21 protein-coding genes, 1 tRNA gene and 2 riboswitches are annotated in these 21,297 nt (G+C 62.2%); of the genes, 12 read left to right on the forward strand and 10 right to left on the reverse strand.

Features of this window, described 5'->3' with window-relative positions:
• Positions 1 to 27: 27 nt before the first annotated feature.
• On the reverse strand, positions 28 to 801 hold the full coding sequence (locus GcLGCM259_RS02325; RefSeq protein ID WP_246049698.1) for a uracil-DNA glycosylase: 774 nt from the start codon (positions 799 to 801) through the stop codon (positions 28 to 30).
• Between the two features lie 156 nt (positions 802 to 957).
• On the opposite strand from GcLGCM259_RS02325, the gene GcLGCM259_RS02330 reads away from it, so the two are divergent.
• The 3 genes from GcLGCM259_RS02330 (at position 958) to groL (ending at position 3,823) form a co-directional block, all read left to right on the forward strand.
• A complete protein-coding gene (locus GcLGCM259_RS02330; protein ID WP_138174850.1) occupies positions 958 to 1,245 on the forward strand; it encodes a DUF3263 domain-containing protein in 288 nt (95 codons plus the stop codon).
• A 56-nt stretch (positions 1,246 to 1,301) separates the two neighbouring features.
• The gene (locus GcLGCM259_RS02335) at positions 1,302 to 1,907 is read left to right on the forward strand and encodes a LytR C-terminal domain-containing protein (protein ID WP_138925642.1); all 606 of its coding nucleotides are present in this window, start codon (positions 1,302 to 1,304) and stop codon (positions 1,905 to 1,907) included.
• A gap of 278 nt (positions 1,908 to 2,185) precedes the next feature.
• Entirely contained in the window at positions 2,186 to 3,823 is a 1,638-nt protein-coding gene (groL, locus tag GcLGCM259_RS02340; RefSeq protein ID WP_138174846.1) for a chaperonin GroEL, read from the forward strand.
• A 131-nt stretch (positions 3,824 to 3,954) separates the two neighbouring features.
• Here groL and GcLGCM259_RS02345 read toward each other — a convergent pair whose 3' ends face one another.
• The 5 genes from GcLGCM259_RS02345 to GcLGCM259_RS02365 form a co-directional block, all read right to left on the reverse strand.
• A complete protein-coding gene (locus GcLGCM259_RS02345) occupies positions 3,955 to 4,842 on the reverse strand; it encodes a DUF4031 domain-containing protein (RefSeq protein WP_138925643.1) in 888 nt (295 codons plus the stop codon).
• Positions 4,843 to 4,887: 45 nt separating this feature from the next.
• The gene (locus GcLGCM259_RS02350; RefSeq protein ID WP_138174842.1) at positions 4,888 to 5,178 is read right to left on the reverse strand and encodes a WXG100 family type VII secretion target; all 291 of its coding nucleotides are present in this window, start codon (positions 5,176 to 5,178) and stop codon (positions 4,888 to 4,890) included.
• A gap of 146 nt (positions 5,179 to 5,324) precedes the next feature.
• Positions 5,325 to 6,851 (reverse strand): sensor histidine kinase, encoded by a 1,527-nt coding sequence (locus GcLGCM259_RS02355; protein WP_138925644.1) that lies wholly within the window; start codon positions 6,849 to 6,851, stop codon positions 5,325 to 5,327.
• 38 nt (positions 6,852 to 6,889) lie between these two features.
• The gene (locus tag GcLGCM259_RS02360; protein ID WP_138174838.1) at positions 6,890 to 7,597 is read right to left on the reverse strand and encodes a response regulator transcription factor; all 708 of its coding nucleotides are present in this window, start codon (positions 7,595 to 7,597) and stop codon (positions 6,890 to 6,892) included.
• Between the two features lie 71 nt (positions 7,598 to 7,668).
• Positions 7,669 to 7,956: a hypothetical protein gene (locus GcLGCM259_RS02365; RefSeq protein ID WP_138925645.1), complete on the reverse strand. Its 288-nt coding sequence runs from the start codon at positions 7,954 to 7,956 to the stop codon at positions 7,669 to 7,671.
• Between the two features lie 167 nt (positions 7,957 to 8,123).
• Between GcLGCM259_RS02365 and GcLGCM259_RS02370 the strand changes: the two genes are divergently transcribed.
• Complete coding sequence (locus GcLGCM259_RS02370; RefSeq protein ID WP_054820557.1) at positions 8,124 to 8,507, forward strand: cold-shock protein; 384 nt, start codon at positions 8,124 to 8,126, stop codon at positions 8,505 to 8,507.
• 3 nt (positions 8,508 to 8,510) lie between these two features.
• A complete protein-coding gene (locus GcLGCM259_RS02375) occupies positions 8,511 to 9,128 on the forward strand; it encodes a DUF3027 domain-containing protein (RefSeq protein WP_138925646.1) in 618 nt (205 codons plus the stop codon).
• Positions 9,129 to 9,250: 122 nt separating this feature from the next.
• Here the strand turns inward: GcLGCM259_RS02375 and serC are convergent, their stop codons facing one another.
• A complete protein-coding gene (serC, locus tag GcLGCM259_RS02380) occupies positions 9,251 to 10,372 on the reverse strand; it encodes a phosphoserine transaminase (protein ID WP_138925647.1) in 1,122 nt (373 codons plus the stop codon).
• A gap of 256 nt (positions 10,373 to 10,628) precedes the next feature.
• On the opposite strand from serC, the gene GcLGCM259_RS02385 reads away from it, so the two are divergent.
• The 4 genes from GcLGCM259_RS02385 to GcLGCM259_RS02400 all read left to right on the forward strand — a co-directional run bounded on the left by GcLGCM259_RS02385 (position 10,629) and on the right by GcLGCM259_RS02400 (position 14,629).
• Complete coding sequence (locus GcLGCM259_RS02385) at positions 10,629 to 11,327, forward strand: iron-dependent transcriptional repressor DtxR (protein WP_138174830.1); 699 nt, start codon at positions 10,629 to 10,631, stop codon at positions 11,325 to 11,327.
• A 106-nt stretch (positions 11,328 to 11,433) separates the two neighbouring features.
• Positions 11,434 to 11,590, forward strand: a riboswitch (cyclic di-AMP (ydaO/yuaA leader).
• Positions 11,591 to 11,597: 7 nt separating this feature from the next.
• Positions 11,598 to 12,599 (forward strand): M23 family metallopeptidase, encoded by a 1,002-nt coding sequence (locus GcLGCM259_RS02390; RefSeq protein ID WP_246049699.1) that lies wholly within the window; start codon positions 11,598 to 11,600, stop codon positions 12,597 to 12,599.
• 128 nt (positions 12,600 to 12,727) lie between these two features.
• A riboswitch (cyclic di-AMP (ydaO/yuaA leader) is annotated at positions 12,728 to 12,894 on the forward strand.
• Positions 12,895 to 12,898: 4 nt separating this feature from the next.
• Positions 12,899 to 13,801, forward strand: a complete 903-nt coding sequence (locus tag GcLGCM259_RS02395; protein ID WP_246049700.1) for a C40 family peptidase — start codon at positions 12,899 to 12,901, stop codon at positions 13,799 to 13,801.
• A gap of 333 nt (positions 13,802 to 14,134) precedes the next feature.
• A complete protein-coding gene (locus GcLGCM259_RS02400) occupies positions 14,135 to 14,629 on the forward strand; it encodes an HNH endonuclease (protein WP_138174824.1) in 495 nt (164 codons plus the stop codon).
• A gap of 72 nt (positions 14,630 to 14,701) precedes the next feature.
• Here GcLGCM259_RS02400 and GcLGCM259_RS02405 read toward each other — a convergent pair whose 3' ends face one another.
• Complete coding sequence (locus tag GcLGCM259_RS02405) at positions 14,702 to 15,118, reverse strand: NUDIX hydrolase (RefSeq protein ID WP_138925650.1); 417 nt, start codon at positions 15,116 to 15,118, stop codon at positions 14,702 to 14,704.
• A gap of 213 nt (positions 15,119 to 15,331) precedes the next feature.
• On the opposite strand from GcLGCM259_RS02405, the gene GcLGCM259_RS02410 reads away from it, so the two are divergent.
• Positions 15,332 to 16,534 carry an ROK family transcriptional regulator gene (locus GcLGCM259_RS02410; RefSeq protein ID WP_246049702.1) on the forward strand — a complete coding sequence of 401 codons (1,203 nt, stop codon included), beginning with the start codon at positions 15,332 to 15,334 and terminating at the stop codon, positions 16,532 to 16,534.
• Between the two features lie 109 nt (positions 16,535 to 16,643).
• On the opposite strand, the gene GcLGCM259_RS02415 is transcribed toward GcLGCM259_RS02410, so the two are convergent.
• Both GcLGCM259_RS02415 and GcLGCM259_RS02420 read right to left on the reverse strand, forming a co-directional pair.
• Positions 16,644 to 16,717, reverse strand: a tRNA-Arg gene (locus GcLGCM259_RS02415).
• An 89-nt stretch (positions 16,718 to 16,806) separates the two neighbouring features.
• Positions 16,807 to 17,448 carry a hypothetical protein gene (locus tag GcLGCM259_RS02420; protein ID WP_138925651.1) on the reverse strand — a complete coding sequence of 214 codons (642 nt, stop codon included), beginning with the start codon at positions 17,446 to 17,448 and terminating at the stop codon, positions 16,807 to 16,809.
• 62 nt (positions 17,449 to 17,510) lie between these two features.
• On the opposite strand from GcLGCM259_RS02420, the gene pcrA reads away from it, so the two are divergent.
• Complete coding sequence (gene pcrA / locus GcLGCM259_RS02425; RefSeq protein WP_138925652.1) at positions 17,511 to 19,892, forward strand: DNA helicase PcrA; 2,382 nt, start codon at positions 17,511 to 17,513, stop codon at positions 19,890 to 19,892.
• Between the two features lie 228 nt (positions 19,893 to 20,120).
• A complete protein-coding gene (gene sucC, locus GcLGCM259_RS02430; RefSeq protein WP_138174814.1) occupies positions 20,121 to 21,287 on the forward strand; it encodes an ADP-forming succinate--CoA ligase subunit beta in 1,167 nt (388 codons plus the stop codon).
• Positions 21,288 to 21,297 lie beyond the last annotated feature (10 nt).

Raw genomic sequence — 21,297 nt, forward strand, 5'->3', positions numbered from 1 at the left:
CCTTGGCTGACCATGCCGCCGGGCCGACTAGGCCGGCGGCAGCTGCCAATCCACCGGCTGCAGGCCCAGCTGCTGCAGTTCACGATTCACCGCGCTGAAGGGCCGGGAACCGAAGAACCCGCGGGAGGCCGACAGCGGCGAGGGGTGGGCGCTGCGCAATTGAACCATTGCCGGCATCGCCGGAGCCAGTTTTTGGGCGTGCGCACCCCACAGGATCGCGACCACCGCCGGGGTGCGGCGGTTCAGCGTGGTAATCACCGCGTTGGTCACCGCATCCCACCCGAGTTTCTGGTGCGATCCGGCCTGCCCGGCACCCACCGACAGCGTCTGGTTCAGCAGCATCACCCCCTGCTCCTGCCAGGCGCTCAGATCCCCGTGGACCGCCGGCGCCACGCCCAGGTCATCTTCCAGTTCCCGGTAAATGTTCTTCAGACTGCGCGGCAGCGGGCGAACCTGCCGGTCGGTGGAAAAGCTCAGCCCCACCGGGTGGGACGGTGTCGGGTAGGGATCCTGGCCCAGGATCAGCACCTTCACCCGCTGAACGGGCAGCTGCAGGGCACGCAACATCAGCCGGGGTTCGGGCAGAATCTGTTCACCGTTCAGCGAACGCTCCGAGAGCCGGCGGGCCAGGGTGCGCAGCGTGTGGTCCAGCGGCAGCAGCGTTGGCACCCAGCTCGGATCGATGACCCCGGTCTCGGCCATCGCCGCCGCGCCGTGGAAGAACGGGAAATCCTCGGGCGTGAAGCTCGCCGCGGCGGGCTCGGCGGATGCGGCGAACAGGGCCGGTTGGTCGAAGCTCATGGCACCATTCTTCCCTGCCGCGGCCCGTCGTGCGAAGCGTCACCGGGAACCAGTGGAGGAAAACGGCTAGAATTGTCTATGGCGTAGCGCCGGGAATACCCAGATGGAAGAGTGTTCCCCAGTGGTTTCCAACGGTTTGGATCGAGGTGGATGAGCATGGCGGATGAAGGCATCTTGGTGGATTTCGTGATGAATCCAGATAGTGAGCTCGATGAGCGCTCGCAGCAGATCCTGAGCATGGAGCGGCTGTGGTGGAAGTATGCCGGGGCCAAGGAACAGGCCATCACCAAGCAGTTCTCCATCTCGCCGGCGAACTACTACCAGCTGCTGAATCAGCTTATTGAAACGGATGCGGCGCTGGCCTACGATCCGATGCTGGTCAAGCGGTTGCGTAGACTACGAACTACCAAGCGTCGTGTCCGCACCGGCAACGCCAAGTACTGACCAGTTACTGAGCCAGGCGTGCCCGGAGACCGGCAAGACATCGAACAAGGACGAGAATGACCAACTACCCACGTGACGAATTCGATCGCGTACCGGAGTTCAACACCCGCGTTGGGTCGCACCATGCCAATGGCTGGGCACAGGCTGCCGCCTCCAAGGACAAGGGTGGAAAGTTCCGTTGGGTGGCCATTGCCGCTGTGCTGGTGCTGCTGGTCGGCGCCGTCTCCTACTTCTTCTTCGGCCCCAATGGGCAAAACCAGCTGATGGGGTCCACCCCCACGCCCAGCCCCACCGCCTCGGCCAGCGCCGAGCCGAGCTCCGAGAGCCCCAGCCCGAGTGAGTCGCCCACGGCCTCCAGCATCATTGACGAGGATCTGGTGCTGTACCAGGTGCGGGTGGGGATCTACAACGGCGCGGGGGTCGCCGGAATTGCCGGTCAGGCCCAGCAGCTGCTGCTCGATGAGGGCTTCACCGGATCCTTCACGGACAACTGGGTGCGCGATGAAACCGAGTCCGCGGTCTACTACACGACCGAGCAGTACCGGATGACCGCCGAAAAGGCGGCCGAGGTGTTGCAGATCGAGGCCGTCTACCAGACGCAGAACATCCCCAACCCGGTCACCGTGGTGCTGGGGGCGGATGACCCGCTGCCCAGCGAGTAAGACGCACCTACGCTCACAGCCGACTAGCTTGCACTCGAGGGGCTGGAGTGCCAATATTTGTATTAGCACTCTAGTGCTTCGACTGCTAACGCAGGCGGGTGGAGCTGACCTTCATCCTACGCGGCGGCGGATTCGAGGCGCCGGAGCAAGAAACACCTCAGATAGCGAGAGCCAGTACGCGTCGCGGTCCGATGCCGCCCGCGGAACCCTCGTCCGTCGCGGGCGCTGTCTGGCGGTTGCATTTTCGCAAGCTAGTCCCGAAAGGACCACCAGCCACTATGGCCAAGATGATTGCATTTGACGAGGAAGCACGCCGCGGCCTCGAGCGCGGCCTGAACACTCTGGCCGATGCCGTGAAGGTCACCCTGGGCCCGCGCGGTCGCAACGTTGTTCTGGAAAAGAAGTGGGGCGCTCCCACCATCACCAACGACGGTGTCTCGATTGCCAAGGAAATTGAGCTTGAGGACCCGTACGAGAAGATCGGCGCCGAGCTGGTCAAGGAAGTCGCCAAGAAGACTGACGACGTCGCCGGTGACGGCACCACCACCGCCACCGTGCTCGCCCAGGCCCTGGTGAAGGAAGGCCTGCGCAACGTCGCCGCCGGCGCCGATCCGATCGCGCTGCGCCGCGGCATCGACAAGGCTGTTGAGGCCGTCACCTCCGAGCTGTTCACCGCAGCGAAGAAGGTCGAGTCCAAGGAGCAGATCGCGGCCACCGCTTCGATCTCCGCTGGCGACAACGAAATCGGCGGTCTGATCGCCGAGGCGCTGGACAAGGTCGGCGAGCAGGGTGTCATCACCGTCGAGGAATCGAACACCTTCGGCCTGGAGCTTGAACTGGCAGAGGGCATGCGCTTTGACAAGGGCTACATCTCGGCCTACTTCGTCACCGACGCAGAGCGCCAGGAAACCGTCCTGGAAGACCCCTACATCCTGATCGTCAACTCCAAGATCTCCAACGTCAAGGAAATGGTTGGTCTGCTGGAGAAGGTCATGCAGTCCAACAAGTCGCTGCTGATCATCGCCGAAGACGTCGAGGGCGAAGCCCTGGCCACCCTGATCCTGAACAAGATCCGTGGCCTGTTCAAGTCCGTCGCCGTCAAGGCCCCGGGCTTCGGTGACCGCCGCAAGGCCATGCTCACCGACATCGCCATCCTCACCGGCGGCCAGGTCGTTTCCGAGGAAGTTGGCCTGTCCCTGGACAACGTCGGCCTGGAGGTGCTGGGTACCGCCCGCAAGGTCGTCATCACCAAGGACGAGACCACCATCGTTGAAGGCGGCGGCGAAGCCGACGCCATCGAGGGTCGCAAGAACCAGATTGCTGCCGAGATCAAGAACACCGACTCGGACTACGACCGCGAGAAGCTGCAGGAGCGCCACGCCAAGCTCTCCGGCGGTGTCGCCGTGCTGAAGGCCGGCGCTGCCACCGAGGTGGAGCTCAAGGAGCGCAAGCACCGCATCGAGGACGCAGTGCGCAACGCCAAGGCTGCCGTGGAAGAGGGCATCGTCGCCGGCGGTGGCGTGGCCCTGATCCAGGCCGGTGCCGCTGCCTTCGAGAAGCTGACCCTGGAAGGTGACGAGGCCACCGGTGCGAACATCGTGCGCGTTGCCATCGAGGCCCCGCTGAAGCAGATCGCCGCCAACGCCGGCATGGAGCCGGGCGTTGTGGCCGACAAGGTCAAGGGCCTGTCCGCAGGCCACGGCCTGAACGCCGCCACCGGCGAGTACACCGACCTGCTGGAGGCCGGCGTGAACGACCCGGTGAAGGTGACCCGTTCGGCCCTGCAGAACGCTGCATCGATCGCCGGCCTGTTCCTGACCACCGAGGCCGTCGTGGCAGACAAGCCGGCTCCGGCCGGTGCCGCTGCCCCGGGTGCCGACGAGATGGCAGGCATGGGCGGCATGGGCGGCTTCTAGCCTCCCGCGTTCAACCCAACACTGCGCGAAACCCGCTCCACCGCGACCGGTGGGGCGGGTTTCGCCGTTAACCGCCGCCGCAGCTGACACGCTGCGGTGCCTTGCCGCGGCTGGGGCCGGCGGGCCGTGTTTCAGCTCCAGCGCGAGAGCTGCTCGATTTCCTGGCTGAGGTTCGCCCGGGCGGACGCTTCCCAGCGCTGCAGGCCCAAGGGGGTGGCGAAGATCTGTTCCTTGTCCAACAACGCCTGCAGGATCTGGGAGCGTCCGGCGGCAAAGTCCTTCTGCGGCAGGTGCGAATATTCCTCGGCGATCGCCGCGGTGTAGCGCTGGTAGGCGGCCGGTGGCCTGGCCAGCACCTCAAGGTCGGCATCGGAAAACATCTGCCCCAGATAGTCCGCGGCCTGCGGGCGGTGCGTGGTGGTCAGCAGCACCAGGCGGCGCACCTCGCCCACCGCGCCCGGGGAGATGAGCCCGTAGAGCCGGGCTTCGGCCAGGCGGGCGGAGTCCTGCTCGTCCTGGGCGGTGCCCCGGTAGACGGCATCGTGGAACCAGGCGGTCAGTTCCAGGATCTGTCGTTCGTCCTGCTCCAGGTCTTCGGGCATCAGCTCATCCAGGGCCTCAAGGACCGACAAGAGGTGAACCCGGTCGTGGTATTTGCGGTGCCCCTGGCTCCATGCTGCCAACAGCTCCCTGCCCAGTCCGGGCACCCCCAGGGTCCGCGCCCAGCGGCGCAGCAGAATTTTGTCGAGCTTCTCGGGACGGTGCCGCCCGGGCACCCGAATCCCGGACGCCACCAGCCGGCGCACCAGCTCCCCACCCGAAACCGGCTGGGCCCCACTGTCCACCAGCTGCCGGTATCGGCGTTCCGGCACGTCATAGTGGTCACGGTCAAAGGCCCGCTGCGGCAGGCCGGTACGCCGGGCGAACTCATGCAGTTCCTGCAGCGAATGATCGGAGACCACATGGGAGAACAAGGTCCCATGGGCGGGCCAGAGCGGTGGGTCAATCAGGATGCTCATTGCCCCAGCCTACCGACCCGCTGTCCACGGGGTCAGGCACACGGCTCAGAAGCGAAACATGGACGCGTTGATGTTCTCCACTTCCTCGTATTGGGTGGAGGCGTGGTGCAGGGCCGTGGCGATGGAGGAGAGCGACTCCTCGATGCGCACATGGGTGGCCCGCCATTCGGCGACAATTGCCTGGAACGACGCGGCGGCGGCGCCCTGCCACGTGCCCTGCAACTGGTCAAGGTTCATCTGCATGGCCGCCACTTCACTGCGCAACCGGTCGATGGTTCCCATGACGGCCTGGGACTTGATTTGCATGTCACCGGTGTCGGTGGAAAACGTGCTCACGATGGTCCTGCCTTTCCAAGGGGTTGGTGATGCCCCCACGTTAAGGCTGTGCTGGTCCTGAACCGCGGGTGGTGGTCCGATTGTGGATCAGACGGTGCATGAAACGGAACTGGTCCGGGCCGGGGCGTGATGCACCGGCCCGGTCCCTAGTCCTCGTCATCGTCGTCGTAGTGCTCCTCCACCGGAATGTAGGGCAAGTGTACTGCGAGGGTGGCCCCACCGCCGGGGGTGTCCTCCACCTGCACGTGGCCGCCGTGCTGTGCCACGATGGCCGCTACGATCGCCAGTCCCAGCCCCGAGCCGCCGGTTTCACGTTGCCGGGAACTGTCGGCGCGGTAGAAGCGTTCAAAGATCTTCTTCGCGTCTTCTTCCGGAATGCCCGGACCGTGATCGCGGATCTGGATCACCGCATCAATCTGGTCACCAACCTGGGACTTCACGCCGACCGCGATCTCCAGGGGCGAATCTTGCGGAGTGTAGCGCAACGCGTTGGTCAGCAGATTTGCCACGACCTGGCGGATGCGGGCCTCATCCCCGCGCGTGCTGGCCGGGGCCGGTACCGAGGAATGCAGACCGACCAGTTTGACCTCGCGCTCCGGGGCCCGCACCCGGGTGTCTTCCACCGCGTCCTGCCCCAGCACCAGCAGGTCCACGGGTGCCATCTCCAGCGCGCGCTGTTCATCGAGCCGGGCCAACATCAACAGGTCTTCGACCAGTTGGGCCATCCGCTTTGATTCGGCCTCGATCCTGCCCATCGCCGAGTCCAGGGCCTCGGGATCCGCCAATCCGCCGTGACGGTAGAACTCGGAGTAGCCCTGGATGGTCACCAGCGGGGTACGCAGCTCATGCGAGGCATCCTGGATGAAGCGACGCATCTTGCGTTCGGAATGCTCCCTGTCCTTGAATGCCCGCTCAATCTGGGCGAGCATCGCGTTCAGGGAGCGCGATAGGCGCCCGACCTCGGTTTCCGGCGGGTAATCGCGCACACGCTGGGTCAAGTCACCATCGGCAATCATCGCCGCGGTGCGTTCAACGCGCACCAACGGCAGGAAAGCGCGTGTGGTGACCCCGTAGGCGATCATGGACATGATCAGGGTAGCCAACAACCCGGTGGACAGCACCAGAACCGTGCTCTTGGAAACCGTGTCCTGCACCGTGTCCAACGGCAATGCAATAAAGAGGTTCGCATCGGAACTGGGCATCGGAACCACCATGGCCCGCCAGCCGATGCTGGCCGGATAGATCCCCGGGACGGTGACCGGATGCCATGGGGTTTCGGCCAGTTTCGCGGTCTGCTCGGGCGCCAGCAACGGCGAATCCATGCCCGTGGGCGTAACCCGGCTGCGCGGCATGATGTACACGATCTTGCCCGAATCATCCCGGATGTCGGCGTACGCGCGGTTCAGCCCCAGCAAGGTGGTGTCCACCCCGGTTTGCTGTTGCGGGTTGCGGTCCCCGTCCAGGGCATAGCGGTAGGCCTGGTTCAGTCCGTAGGAAAGCGTGGGCCCGGCCGCCAGCAACTGGTCATCTATCTGCTTGGTCAGCGAGATGCGCAGCGACTGGGCCGAGCCCACGGCGGTGGCGATGACCCCGAGGATCATCAGGCCGCACATCAGCATGACCAGTTTGGTGCGCAGCGAGGTACGGCGCCACGAGAGTCTCAGAGCCTGCATGTAATGACCTTACAAGTCCGCCGTTGCGAACTGGGTCATTAGCGGCGGTCCGGGGTGCGCATCAGGTAACCGACACCGCGCTTGGTCTGGATCAGTGCCGGCCACTCGGGACGGTCGACCTTGCGGCGCAGGTAGGAGATGTAGGACTCCACAATGGAGGCGTCCCCGTTGAAGTCGTACTCCCACACATGGTCCAGGATCTGCGACTTGGACAGCACCCGGTTCGGGTTCATCATCAGGTAACGCAGCAGCTTGAACTCGGTGGGGGACAGATCGATGATTTCCCCGGCGCGGCGCACCTCGTGGGCGTCGTCATCCAGTTCCAGGTCGGCGACGGCGATGGTCGCGTTTTCTTCCTCGCCGGTGTGGGTGCGACGCAAGACCGCACGGATGCGGGCCACGACCTCGTCCAGGCTGAAGGGCTTGGTGACATAGTCATCGCCGCCCACGGTCAGTCCGGTGACCTTGTCGGTGGTGTCATCCCGAGCGGTGAGGAACAGAACCGGGAAATGGCGTCCGGCGGCACGCAGCTTGCGGGTGATGGTGAAACCGTCCATATCCGGCAGCATGACGTCCAGGACCGCCAGATCCGGCTCACCGGCTTCCACAGCGGCCAGCGCTTCGCGGCCGTTGGCGGCGGCGATGACCTCAAACCCGGCAAAACGCAGGGAGGTCGAAAGCAGCTCGCGGATGTTCGGTTCGTCGTCGACGACCAGCAGTTTGGCTTCAGGTGTCTTTGCACTCATGGGTTCCAGTCTGCAATCAGTTTCTGGGAGTTAGCTGGACGAGCTCTGGAAGGGCAAGGGTGCTGCGCCTGTTAACTCCTGCGTCGTTGCCGAATGGAATACGCAATAACCACGGCGCCGAGGATGAAGGCCACCGGAAGCCCGTACAATCCGACGCCCATGACCAGTGGAGGGATGGCGATGTGCTGGAAATACAGGACCAGCACCGCGACGAGCGCAAGTGTCGAAACCGCCGCCAGCGCAATGGTGAAACGGGTTATCCAGGTCATGGCAACAGAAGGGGTACTCACATAGACCAACGATACCGCTTTGTCTCGGCTGGGTTCAGGCGTCAAAAGATGAACCGGTGGGGCAGACAATGACATAATCTATTTAATTCGACTTGAATCGCGCCCGTCGATCGAGCACCCGGTAGAACAATAGGCAGTCCGGTTAGATGCTCCGCGCGGCACGAGGGGAAAACACGGCTCCAGGCCCGGATGGCTGGAGACCCGGTGGCTGAGTAAAAAGAACGAGGTAAATGATCGTGCCCAGTGGCAAGGTTAAGTGGTATGAGAAGTCCAAGGGCTTTGGCTTCATCACGGCCGATGACGGCAAGGAGATCTACGTTAACGCGTCGGCGCTGCCCGAAGGCGTGATGGACCTGCGCCCTGGCACCCGGTTGGAATTTGGTATCGCCGACGGGCGGCGGGGGCCGCAGGCGCTGAGCCTGCGGATCCTGGATGAGGCCCCGTCGGTCGCCCGCGCCAAGCGCAAGAAGCCGGAACAGCAGGCGGTGCTGATCGAGGACCTGATCAAGCTGCTCGACCAGGTTTCCAATACCCTGCGCAAGGGCCGCTATCCTGAACACGCATACGGCAAGAAGGTTGCCACCGTGCTGCGCGCGGTGGCCGACGATCTGGACGCATAACTCATGGCTCGTAAACCCAAACTCGACACGGTGCTCGCCGACGCGGTTGATACCGCCCGCGCTGCCCTGACCGAAATCGCCCCCGCCTCGGAAGTGGGGGACTACCAGGGCGTCGCGGTGGAAGGTGAGCGACTTGTCACCCACAGATTTGTCGCCCATCGAGATGGCTATCGCGGGTGGAACTGGTTCGTGACCCTGGCCAGGGTCCCGCGGGCCAAGGCCAAGGACGCGACCGTGTGCGAAATCGGGATTATTCCCGGTGAGGAAGCCCTGCTTGCCCCGGCATGGGTGCCCTGGGCCGATCGCCTGGCCCAGGAGGAAGTGGAGGCCGCCGAGGCTGCGGCGCGCGAAGAAGCCGAAGGCGCTCACGCTGCTGATAGTGAAGCTGCCCCGGAGCCCGAACACGAGGAACGTGCAAAGAACGACACGGGGCAGGACCGGGCCGAGGCCGAGGAAGTCTCCGGCGCTGAAGAGGCATCCGCCGATGACGAGCCCGCAACTGAGGAACCGGAAGCCGCACAGGAACGGGGCAGGCGCCCAGTCCGCCGGCGACGTACCGCACAGCGGACCGCGGCACGTCGCCGCGCTGCCCAGCGCAATCGGTCGCGCCGTTCGTCCTAATCCGGCGTAGGGCCCCAACCACCGCAGACACGTGGCTGGGTGAGGTGCGGGAGACAAAAAGATGGAGGAGAAGCACACTGTGCTTCTCCTCCATCTTTTTCTCTTATGAAAAGAGCGGAACCCTAGAGCTGGTCAATCACGTAATCAATGCAGTCCAGCAGCGCCTGCACGTCGGAAGGTTCGATGGCAACAAAGGTCGCGATGCGCAGCTGGTTGCGACCCAGCTTGCGGTACGGTTCAACATCCACGACGCCATTGGAACGCAAGGTCTTGGCGATTGCCGCAGCATCAATGGAATCGTCGAAGTCGATCGTGGCGATGACATTCGAACGGTGCCCCGGGTCTTGGACGTACGGGCTGGTCTCTTTGCGGGCCTCGGCCCATGCGTAGACCTTGCCAGCGCTTTCGGCGGTGCGAGCCGCAGCCCACTGCAGTCCACCGTTGCTGTTCAGCCACTTGATCTGCTCGTCGAACATGACCAGAGTCGCCAACGCCGGGGTGTTGTAGGTCTGGTTCTTCAGCGAGTTATCCAGCGCCGTCTTCAAGTTCAGGAAGTCCGGGATCCAACGGTCCGAGGCAGCAATCTCCTCGATTCGGGCAATGGCTGCGGGGGAGACCATGGCCACCCACAGCCCGCCGTCCGAGGCGAAGTTCTTCTGCGGCGCAAAGTAGTAGACATCTACCTCGTTCAGATCCACATCCAAACCGCCGGCTGCGCTGGTCGCGTCGACCACGACCAGGGCATCGTCATTCGCGCCGGGAACGCGCTTGACGGGTGCGGCCACTCCGGTCGAGGTTTCGTTATGCGCCCAGGCATAGACATCAACATTGGCCTCCGCCGAAGGCTGCGGCAGCGAACCAGGCTCGGCGCTAATGATGGACGAGGCGGAAAGGAACGGGGCCTTGTCGGTCGCCTTGGCGAACTTGGAGCTGAACTCGCCGAAGGACAGATGCTGTGCCTTGTCGCGCACCAGCCCAAACGCGGCCGCATCCCAGAAGGCGGTGGAACCGCCCACGCCCAGCAGGACTTCATAGCCTTCCGGGGCCTTGAACAGTTCCTTTAGTCCTGACTGAACCGAGGCCACCAGGTTCTTGACCGGAGCTTGGCGGTGGGAAGTTCCCAGCAGCCGTGGGCCGGCATCCACCAGGGCCTGAACCTGTTCGGGGCGAACCTTGGACGGGCCGGCGCCAAAGCGGCCGTCGACGGGAAGAAGGGACTGGGGAATGGTGATGCCGGTGCTCATCGCGCTCCTCTTATAGCGATTGATTCGAAAGCGCGTTTTAGGACGTCCAAGCCCGGATGAGGGGAATTTAAGGCTCGCCAAACGCGTTCCACTAATATCTTCGCAAACCGGTCTGCGAAGAGGGAAAATTCGCGTCGTCGGTTACGTAGGCCGCGTAGGGGTCAGTGCACTAGTTGTCTGTTGCACACAGTAGAGTGGGTAACTGACGTCTCGTTTTACCGGCAAAACTTATTTGTTACTTTCAGGAGTGGCTACCGTGTCTGACCTAATCGATACAACTGAGATGTACCTGCGTACCATTCTTGAGCTTCAAGAAGAAGAGATTGTCGCTCTGCGTGCGCGGATTGCCGAACGTCTGGGCCACTCGGGTCCGACCGTCTCACAGACCGTCGCCCGCATGGAGCGCGATGGGCTGGTCGTGGTTTCCGCGGACCGTCACCTGGCTCTGACAGAAAAGGGTCACGAACTGGCCACCAGCGTGATGCGCAAGCACCGTCTGGCCGAACGGCTGCTCTCGGACATGATTGGCCTGGACTGGGAGTACGTCCACGAAGAGGCCTGCCGCTGGGAACACGTCATGAGCGACCGTGTGGAGCAGCGACTGTACGACCTGCTGGGTAAGCCGACCATTTCTCCCTACGGCAATCCGATCCCGGGTTTGGAAGTGCTGGGAGGGCCGAAGGTGTCGGAGATCTCCTATGAGGTAGAAAACCTTGACCAGGCGCTGGAAAACGGCAACGCCGGTCCACTGCCGATCGAACGACTGGCCGAGCCGATCCAGACTGACCCCATCCTGCTGGGCCAGCTGAATGAGGGCGGAATCAAGCCCGGAGCAGTAGTAACGCTGGAACGGGCCGAGGATTATGTGGTGGTTCGCGTCGAGGGTATCGAGGGCGCGCTGGAGCTTCCAGTGGAAGTCAGCAGCCACGTTTTTGTCCGCACGGCTCAAAGATAACGAAATTGTAACTTTAGCGTTTGACCTGTAGTGTGTACTGCTGGTGTCACCTACTTTCTGACACCCGCAGGCACCGCAGTGAACACCGAGTATTGCCCTCACCGGAGCTATGCGAGAAACAAATCCAGGGCAGTAGCGGGGGACCCAGACTTTGGCGTTGTCAACGCCTTGGGGTGAAGTCGTGCCTTCCACGGGTGAACGACCGGATATTTCTCAGGATCCGAACCCGACAGCTAACTTCGCAGGTGTGTCAACGTGAGAGGGAAAGTATTGGCAGAATCCAAGCCAAGCGGTCGCCGTCGGGCCGAGGGTGTTGAGCTTGATCCAACATTCGAAATCTTGAACGACGTTGCGAGCCGTCCGGCTGGTCGTCGGGCCCGCAGATCTGCTGCGTCTGACGTAGCACCGGCAGAACAGCGTGACTATGCAGGTCGCCGCTTTGAAAGCATTCAGCGCTACGGTGTTTCACCGCAGCAGGCCGACCTGGCCAGCAAATTCGCCGAGAATATCGTTCCCCTCTCCGCTGCCAAAACAGCCGAGGCGCCTGTTCCGGCCAGTGATGACCTTATTGAAGAGCTGCGCTCGGTCAAGCGTCCGAAGAGCCGGCTCGGCTTCACTCACAAGGTTGCGGCTGTTGCTGCCGTCTCGGGCCTGACCCTGGCCGCAGTGACCCCCTACCTCGACGGCGCCGATCCGCAGAAGGCCGAAGCCTCGGCCCAGCGTACGGCTACCAGTGCCGTGGTGGACGTCCAGGCTCCGGGCAACAGTGGGCTTGAAGTCGAACGCGCAGCATTGACCTCCGACCGTTCGGAAGAGGTCAAGAAGGAAGAGAAGTTCTCCGAGGTCCTGACCGCCGCAGGCGGGGACATCTCCCGGATCGCGACCCCGGGACTGCTGGATCGCCCGGTGGATTCCAATCGAATCACCTCTCCCTTTGGGCATCGCAAGAACCCCACTGGTCCGGGCTTCATGAGCCACAGTGGCCTAGATTACGGTGTGGCATGTGGCACCCCGGTCAAGGCGACAGCCTCGGGCACCGTTACCGTTTCGGGATGGGCGGGGCATTCGGGTAAGCGCGTGACCCTCTCCCATGGAAATGGTCTGGAGACCGGCTACAGCCACAACTCTTCCCTAAAGGTTGAGGTCGGACAGAAGGTTGAGCGCGGACAGGTGATCGCGCTCAGCGGCACCACCGGTAACTCAACTGGGTGCCATGTCCACTATGAAGTGATCGTTGACGGCAAGTTCCAGAACCCTGCTGGCTGGCTATAACGACCTCCGTCACCATTTCGTGACCAAAATGTGACAATCGAAAAAACATCCTGTAGGCTCGACAGCGTGCCTCGGGACAACCCGGGCAAAATTGCGTGAGAACCGAACACTGCCAACACGCAATAACACGTTATGAACAACTCGTACGGCAGTGGCGGGGGACCCAAACACCGGGTGGTTGGCTTAGGCCAAAAACCCTAGGGGTGAAGTGTGAAGAGAAGGAAACTTCGACTCCACCGAGGTAACTCCACTTCGAACCCGACAGCTTACCTCGTAGGTATCAAGGAGAGGCTTTAATTGTGACTAAGCGTCAATCGCAGGGGCGCCACCGCGCCGTGCCGGCACGCACCAACCCGTTGGAAGCTATTTCGCAGGCAGTGTCCTCGAACGCCGGTTCGGTCGGCCGCCAGGCCGCCGTCGTGGCCGCAGCTTCCGGTCTGATCGTTACCCTGGGTGTACCGGGCCAGGCCACCGCACCACGCGACGTTTCGGCAGCACCGGTTGACATCGTCAACCCGGAGCGCGTCGCCGTCAAGGCTGTTTCGGTTCCCGCCAAGAAGGCTGACAAGTTCGAAATCGAGCGCGCCAGCTTCACCGCAGAGCCGAAGCCGGAGCCGGTTGTCGTCGCCGTGGCCAATGAGGTCGCCCCGGTGAGCAATGACAACGCGCCGACCACTCGCGAGAATGCTCCGACCACTCGGAACAGCGTCTCGACCACTCGTAGCAGCGCGTCGACCAATAACGACAACGCTCCGATGACCCGCGAGAGCCGTTCGCAGACTCAGCGTTCTGCCGCCTCGGCTCCGGAATCGAGCAAGTCCAAGGCTCCTAAGAAGGAGTCGACCAAGAGCGTTCCTGGTCTGTCCGGCATCGCCGCGACGGCCAGCAAGTACGTGGGCGCCCCGTACGTCTGGGGCGGCAACACCCCGTCCGGTTGGGATTGCTCCGGCTTCGTGAAGTACGTCTACGCACAGCACGGCATCAACATTGCCCGTGGCACCTCGGCCATCCTTGGCTCCGGTCAGTTCAAGCGCACCAGCAGCCCGAAGCCGGGCGACCTGGTGTTCCAGCGCGGCGGCAGCCACGTCGGCATCTACCTGGGTGGCGGCAAGATGATCGGTGCTCAGAACCCCACCACCGACACCAACATTCACCCAGTGACCCAGAACCCGCTTTACGGGTACTACACCCTGGCTCGCTAGGAACTTAGCAAACGGTTAGGCCGCGGTGACGCTGTTGCGTCACCGCGGCCTAACCGTTTAATGCGTTTATCTCTACCCGCGACTTGATCCCCGCCAAGCGGCTTCGCATTGTCGCTCACCTCAGGCAACTGTTCGTTTTGGAAAAGCCCAGAAAGGCTTAGGGACAGCGGTGAACAGTGTGCGTTCATTGGATTAAGAATGTGCTTGGCCGGCAAAATAGTTGCAATTCATGGTGATCTATCGCATAGGCTAGCGCTTGTGAGGACTGTCCAACAGCGCTTCGTGAGGCATGTGGTAGATGCAGCACGCGGCGCTCCGGGGGAAAGTACATAGATGCGCACGCTGGTATTGAATGCAGGTTATGAGCCGCTGGCCGTGGTTTCATTTCGCAGAGCACTGCTGTTGGTGCTCGCCGACAAGGCTACGATTCTTTCAGCCGACGACAGCCGGCCGGTAATCAGTGCCCACACAAGCCTTCCGCGGCCGTCGGTCATTGTCCTGAACCGCTATATCCGTCGTCCGCACCGAGTAATGAATCATGTCACCCGTCGCGGGGTATTGCGTCGCGATTCCTACAAGTGCGCCTATTGCGGACGTCCCGCCACCACTGTGGACCATGTACTTCCGCGGTGCAAAGGCGGCAAGGACACCTGGGAGAATCTGGTCGCCGCGTGCTTCCCCTGCAATAGCCGCAAGGCCGATATGACGCTCTCGCAGCTCGGCTGGAGGCTGAAGGACACCCCGAAATGCCCGCGCTCAAACGTGTTGTTCATCCGTGGTCTGGAACGGGTTGAGCAGGACTGGGGGCAGTACCTGCAGGCCGTTTGAGCAGGAAGCTTCGTCTCTGCGTCACCGGTTTGCTCTCACCCCGTCAGCCGGGGGAAGCACGCTCAGCGGATTCTAGCTCGCCTGGGTAAGTCGCTCGATAGCCTGGGGGAGTACGTGCTCGCGCAATAGGGGAGCGAGGTCCTTGCGCTGCAGGGCTTCGTGGGGATCAACCCAGATGATCTCCTCCAGCTCAGCCTGCGGCCTGGGGGTATGTTCGAGCCGCCCGGCAAATAGATGTGCGCGCAGCCCGGTGTCAGGCTCATTGGCCGCCAAGCCCTCCCAGATGCCAAGCGGTTCCAGATCTGACAAAGCGTAGCTAATTCCCAATTCTTCTTCAATTTCGCGCACCACTGCCTCATGGGCGCTCTCGCCGGGTTCGAGTTTCCCGCCTGGTTGCATGAACTTACTTGTGCCCCGCTTTCTCACCAGGAGCACTTTATTCTCGCTATTCATCAGACAAGCCGCTGCGACGGTCAAAAAGTTCTTCACTAAACGAGGATATCGCGTGTGAAAACGATCTACAGATGGTAACGTGCATTTATGGATCTTCAACTGTTTTATTTGAACTAACCGCATCGTCCTGAACTCGCACTTTATAGACGTGAACGGCATGTTTGAATTGCGGTTTGAATCGGAAGGATCGATCCATCAACTTTATAGATCAATGGAGCGCAGATGCGACGGGGCACCAACTTAGGCCGTTTGGGAGACTTCAACCAAGCAGTCATTCTTGAATCAATCCGCCGGGCACCAGATGGGATCAGCCGGGTGGAACTGGCCGGGTCAACGGGGCTCTCCCCGCAGACTATTTCCAACGTGGTGCGGCGACTACTGGACGACGGGATTGTGCGTGAGGATCGCACCATCGTATCCGGTCCCGGTAAACCACGCACCGTCCTGGAGCTGGAAGGCAACCGTATGGTTGCCATCGGAATCCACCTGGACCCCAGCGTCCTGACCTTCGTGATGATGAACCTGCGCGGAGAGGTCATCCGGGAACGTCGCATCGATGTGCCCAACCTGGAAGTGGCCAGCGAGACCATCGAACTGATGGCGACTACGGTCAAGGAACTGATCGCCGAGGTGCGCATCCCGAAGAAGCACATCGTCGGTGTTGGCATCGCCGTTCCGGGTCCGGTGAACGTCGAGGATGGGGTCGTGCTCAACCCGCCGTTGCTGGACGGCTGGGCCGATGTGGACATCGTCGCACCATTGCGCAAGATGCTGCGCCTGCAGGTCATCATCGAGAAGGACACCATCGCCTCGGCGGTGGGTGAGCTGTGGCAGTCCAAGGAAGAGAAGACCGAGGACTTCGTCTTCGTGTACTGCGGTCACGGATTCGGCGCTGGCATTGTCTTCGATTCAGATGTCTACCGAGGCTCCAGCAACAACGCCGGAGAAATCGGGCATTACTCCACCGGACACAAGTCGATGTTCTGCGACGAATGCGGCGCCGATGACTGCCTGGCAGCGGGCACCTCATATGAGTATGTGGCCAAGAAGGCCAAGGAACGCGGGTTGGATCTTCCCTACAGCGACGATATGGGCCCGGAACAGCGTTCCGAGGGCTTGAATCACCTGGTTGAGCTCGCCCAGCAGGGCAATGAGATCGCCAAGGACCTGATCAAGGAATCCATGATTCTGGTTGGCGAAGTGGTTGGACAGCTGGCCAACTCGCTGGATATCCGCCAAATCGTTTGCGGCGGACCGCAGTGGGAGCAAGTCAAGGACTTTGCCGAGGAAGGCATGAGCGAGGCCATCCGCCGCCGCTTTGCGCTGCGCCAGGTGCATGACATTGAAACCCGCACCTCGGTACTGGGCTCGAAGATCGGTGCCATCGGTGGAGCCTGCGCGGTGATGGATGCTTCGCTATCGCCGAAGGCCACCGCCCTGCTGCTGCGCTAAGTCCGACGTTCCGCCCCGCGCCGGCCCTCGCCCTGCACGGTACTGGGGCGCAGTGACCAAAAAGAAATCGCATTCGACCACGGTCGAATGCGATTTCTTTCTTAAGGTGTGCCCCTGGCCGGAATCGAACCGACGGCCTACCCTTTAGGAGAGGGTCGCTCTATCCTACTGAGCTACAGAGGCAGGCGTTTAACACGCACGCACAACACTATCTTAACCGGTTACCCGCTCAGAATTCCCCTGTTCGGACCCGGACGCAGGCTGATTATTGCCTAGCGTTGTGTCGCCTCCGCGTACTTTTGGCGGAAGGTGCGAATGAAGCGTCGAAGTCCCACCACCACGATGGTCAGCGCGCTGATAATGAGCAGAGCCCATCGCAGGATGGTTAGTACTAAAGCAAGCTGGACGGCCGCGCCGTCAAGATCTGAGACAAACAGTGCGTCAATTGCCTGATTGCTCCACAAATCGACCACCACGAACAGCATCGGTGCCGCCCACGCCAGCCAGCGTCGAGAACGCGTGCGCACCCACTGGCCCAGGGTCAGCAGGCTAAAGAAGCCAAAGAGCAATGGGAAGAACAGGCCCACGCTGCGGTGCACATAATTCAACTGGGCCACAGCATCCTCGTTCATCACCGAACGCAGGGTCTGAATCTGCTCTTCGGAAAAACCGAAAACGTACTGATCCGGCATGGGCTGACCACCGGACAGGTCGGCGAGCTGCCCCAAGGCCCACACATGGTAGTAGAAGAACAGCAGTACCGACGTGACCAAGCCTGCCGAAATCAGGATCATCGCATTGGACTGCGCCTTGGCCTCACTGCGCGGAGCGGCTGGATTCATCGGCGCTACGGGCTGCTGCGCGAACTGTGAGGGTTTGCGGTATTCCTTGGATTTCCTGACCTTTTTTGCCATACCCCCATTATGCCGGGTGCATCACGGCAAGTGTCCCGGGTGCGACGTAGACTGGCACCACCATGGATTTTCTCTTTGACGACTTCACTCCCGAACCGGCAGTAAAGCCCCTGCCGAATGCCGATGAACTGTTGGTTGGAATGAATCCGCAGCAGGCCGAGGCGGTGAAGTATCACGGCGGGCCGCTGCTGATTGTCGCCGGTGCCGGCTCTGGCAAGACCCGTGTGCTGACCCACCGAATTGCCTACCTGTTGGCCACCGGCCGGGCCCGCGCTCACGAGATCCTCGCCATTACCTTCACCAACAAGGCCGCCGCAGAAATGCGCGAGCGTGCCTCCGACCTGATCGGTGAAGAACAGTCAAAGAAAATGTGGATCTCAACCTTCCACTCCTCGTGCGTGCGCATTCTTCGCCGCGAGGCTGCCACCATTGGACTGAAGTCGAGTTTCTCCATCTACGACTCTGCCGACAGCATGCGACTGATCACCATGATCGCCAAAGGCTTGGAGCTGGATCCCAAACGATTCACCCCCAAGGCCATCGCGCACAAGATCTCCTCGCTGAAGAACGAGTTGATCGACGAGGAGGACTACGCTTCGTCAATCAACACCAATGATCCGTTCTCCCGTGCCGTGGCTGGAGTGTACCGCGGTTACGCTCAACGACTGCGCTCCGCAAACGCGCTGGATTTTGATGACTTGATCGCCCAGGTTGTCTACATGTTCCGTGCCTTCCCGGCGGTGGCGGACAACTACCGGCGCCGGTTCCGCCACGTGCTGATCGACGAATACCAGGACACCAACCATGCCCAGTACGCGCTGGTGCGCGAACTGACTGGCCCCCAGGGGCAGACCCCACCGGGGGAACTGACCGTTGTGGGCGACTCGGATCAGTCGATCTATGCTTTCCGCGGCGCTGACATCCGCAACATCGTGGAGTTTGAAAAGGACTACCCCCAGGCAGCCACGATCAAGCTGGAACAGAACTACCGTTCCACCCAGAACATCCTGTCGGCGGCCAACGAGGTGATTAAGCGCAATCCGGAACGCAACGCCAAACGGCTGTGGACCGCCAGCGGGGACGGTGAACAGATTGTTGGGTATGTAGGCGAGTCCGAGTCCGACGAGGCCCGGTGGATAGCGGAGGAAATCCTGCGGCTGAACGACGAGCAGCAGGTGCGTCCCGGAGACGTGGCCATCTTCTACCGCACCAACGCCCAGTCCCGTGCGCTGGAAGAGCAGCTGATGCGCGTCGACCTGAAATACCGGGTAGTTGGCGGCACGCGCTTCTACGACCGCAAGGAAATCAAGGACGCATTGGCCTACCTGCGGATCCTGGTCAACCCGGACGATGACGTAAACGTGCGGCGGATCCTGAACGAACCCAAACGTGGCATCGGCGATCGGGCCGAAGGCGCGGTGGCGGCCCTGGCCGAGCGGGAGCGAATCACTTTCATGCAGGCGTTGCGCCAGGCCGAGCAGGCACCGGGCCTCGGAACGCGCGGGCAGAAGATGATTGCCGCATTCGTCTCCATGATTGACGACCTGCAGACCGTGGCCGAGGGGTCCGGGCCCGCAGAGGCGCTGGAAGCGGTACTGGAACAGACCGGATACCTGGAAACGCTGCGCGCCTCCAACGACCCGCAGGATGAATCACGCGTCGAAAACCTGGCCGAACTGGTTGCCGTGGTGCGCGATTACGTCAATGAAGAGCCGGAGGGCGGGTTGGAAGGCTTCCTGGAACGCGTGGCCCTGGTCGCCGACGCCGACCAGATTCCTGAGGCCCCCAGCGACGCGGAGGGTGCAGCCATGGCCGCGCAGGAAGGCATGGTCACCTTGATGACCCTGCACACGGCTAAGGGGCTGGAGTTCCCGGTCGTGTTCCTCACCGGCATGGAACACGGCGTATTCCCGCACCAGCGCTCAATGACGGATGAAAAGGAACTGGCCGAGGAACGCCGACTGGCCTATGTGGGGCTAACCCGAGCCCGGGAACGGCTTTACCTGACGCGCTCGGAACAGCGCAGCCTCTGGGGACAGTCGCAGTACAACCCGGCCAGCCAGTTCCTGGAGGAGATCCCAGCCTCCCTCATCGACTGGAAGCGCGAGGGATCGGTGGGCGGATTTGGGGGCAGCTGGGGCAGCGGCTCCGGGTCACTGAACTTCGCCACCAGCCGGTACGAGCGCGGCAGCCACTGGGGCGCGGGCACCTCGGCGCCCGCTGCCAATCGGGTGGCGGCACCGGTGTCCAAGCAACGTGTCCAACAGAACAAAGACATCGTGATTCCCAAGGTGGGCCAGCAGGTCAAGCATGCCAGCTTTGGGCAGGGAACGGTGTTGGCGCTGGAAGGGGCCGGGGATAAGACCGTGGCCAAGGTGCAATTCCAAGACTCCGAAAAACGTCTGTTGCTGCGGTATGCGCCCCTGGAACTGGTCGATGGCTAGGGCGCATTCACGCCCGTTGGCCACCGGCTGGGACCGAAAACACGCGACTCCGTTTTCTCTACGGCCGGTAAAACTGTGAACTATCGGAAAGTCGCGCTAGTCTGAGAGATGCGCACGGGCCAAGGCGCCGGAAATCACGCCGACGTGTTGCTCTGCGCTCTCCATTGGGTGCGGTGCATTGCATCGTGCCGTGAGTCAGCTTGAACTTCGAACGAAGGACACATACCCGTGGACCTGTATGAATACCAGGCGCGCGATCTTTTCGAGGCACACGGCGTTCCCGTGCTTGCCGGCATCGTCGCCTACACTCCCGAGGAAGCCAAGGCCGCCGCAGAGAAGATTGGCGGCGTCGTTGTTGTCAAGGCTCAGGTCAAGGTCGGCGGCCGTGGCAAGGCCGGTGGCGTAAAGGTCGCCAAGACCGCCGATGAGGCCTTCGAGCACGCACAGAACATCCTCGGTATGGACATCAAGGGCCACACCGTGAACAAGGTCATGATCGCCCAGGGTGCCGACATCGCCGAAGAGTACTACTTCTCGGTGCTGCTGGACCGTGCCAACCGCAACTACCTGGCCATGTGCTCGGTGGAAGGCGGCATGGAGATCGAGCAGCTGGCCGAAGAGCGCCCGGAAGCCCTGGCCCGCATCGCCGTTGACCCGCTGGTTGGTATTGACGCAGCCAAGGCCGCCGAGATCGTCGAGGCTGCCGGCTTCGCCGAGGAACTGCGCGGCAAGGTCGCCGAGACCTTGCAGAAGCTGTGGGTTGTCTTCAAGGAAGAGGATGCCACCCTGGTCGAGGTCAACCCGCTGGTGAAGACCGGCGCCGGGGACATCGTTGCCCTGGACGGCAAGGTTTCGCTGGATGACAACGCCTCCGAGGTCCGTCACCCGCAGCACGAAGAGCTGGAGGACAAGGCCGTAGCCGATCCGCTGGAGGCCAAGGCCAAGGCCAACGGCCTGAACTACGTCAAGCTGGACGGCGAAGTGGGCATCATCGGCAACGGTGCAGGCCTGGTCATGTCCACCCTGGACGTCGTCGCCTACGCGGGCGAGAACCACGGCAACGTGAAGCCGGCCAACTTCCTGGACATTGGTGGTGGCGCCTCGGCAGAGGTCATGGCCAACGGCCTGGACGTCATCCTGAACGACCCGCAGGTCAAGAGCGTCTTCGTGAACGTCTTCGGTGGCATCACCGCCTGTGACGCAGTGGCCAACGGCATCGTGGGCGCACTGAACACCCTGGGCGACTCGGCCAACAAGCCGCTGGTGGTTCGCCTGGACGGCAACAAGGTGGAGGAAGGCCGCGCCATTCTGGCCGAAGCCAACCACCCACTGGTGACCCTGGCAGCAACCATGGACGAGGGCGCCGACAAGGCCGCCGAGCTGGCCAACAAGTAAGAGGGATTAG

The organism is Glutamicibacter creatinolyticus, from assembly GCF_006094275.1.
In the GTDB taxonomy this organism is placed as follows: Bacteria; Actinomycetota; Actinomycetes; order Actinomycetales; family Micrococcaceae; genus Glutamicibacter; species Glutamicibacter creatinolyticus.